The sequence below is a fragment of the Myxococcus llanfairpwllgwyngyllgogerychwyrndrobwllllantysiliogogogochensis genome (assembly GCF_006636215.1).
Classification (GTDB): domain Bacteria; phylum Myxococcota; class Myxococcia; order Myxococcales; family Myxococcaceae; genus Myxococcus; species Myxococcus llanfairpwllgwyngyllgogerychwyrndrobwllllantysiliogogogochensis.
On record NZ_VIFM01001033.1, the window covers coordinates 1 to 383 of the forward strand.

A 383-nucleotide genomic window follows, 5' to 3' on the forward strand; every position below is an offset into this window, starting at 1 on the left:
GACTGCCGCAGCGCTTCCTGCACGGCCTCGCGCTCGCGCGACTCGGCCGTGAGGCGGGCCAGCGCGTCCTCCAGGTCGCGGGTGCGCTCGGCCACGCGGCTTTCCAGCTCGCGGTTGAGCATGCGCAGTTCTTCCTCGGCGACACGCTGGTCGGTCACGTCGTGCCCCTCGGCGAAGATGCCGTTCACCGCGCCCTGTCCGTCCAGCGTCGGCTGGTAGACGAAGTTCAGATAGTGCTCGGTGAGCGGGCCGCCTGGGGTGCGCCGCAGCTGGACCTTGAGGTTCTTGCCGATGTAGGGCCGGCCGGTGCGGTACACCTCGTCGAGCAGTTCCCGGATGCCCTGGCCTTCCAGCTCGGGCATCGCCTCCAGCACGGTCTTGCC

1 protein-coding gene is annotated in these 383 nt (G+C 70.0%); it reads right to left on the reverse strand.

All coding sequences use genetic code 11. The annotated features are described in order from the left end of the window. The coding region (locus FJV41_RS57740; protein ID WP_181791672.1) for a PAS domain-containing protein at window positions 1–383 on the reverse strand (383 nt) is incomplete at both ends.